Below are 243 nucleotides of genomic sequence, written 5' to 3' on the forward strand. Positions count from 1 at the left end.
TCCTATCTGCTTGGGTATCGCCTGATACTGCACGACACTGCGCTTGCCCACGTAGGCGTTGACCTGCAAGGTCGCCTCGCCGAAGTAGCGCTCGTAGTTCATCCCGGCCTGCTGGTGGTCGATGCTCTTGCGCGTGTCGTACAGCTCGGCGTTGGCGGTGACGGAGCGCGGGTCGTACTTGTAGGCGTCCCAGGTCTGCCCCAGCGGATCTTCAATGTCGTTCTGTTCCAGGCTGCTGTAGAT

1 pseudogene is annotated in these 243 nt (G+C 60.9%); it reads right to left on the reverse strand.

From position 1 onward, the window contains the following. Positions 1-243: pseudogene (locus ACLJNW_RS27930) on the reverse strand (hypothetical protein); the annotation flags it as partial.

The organism is Salmonella sp. SAL4457, from assembly GCF_046548235.1.
Taxonomy (GTDB): domain Bacteria; phylum Pseudomonadota; class Gammaproteobacteria; order Enterobacterales; family Enterobacteriaceae; genus Salmonella; species Salmonella enterica.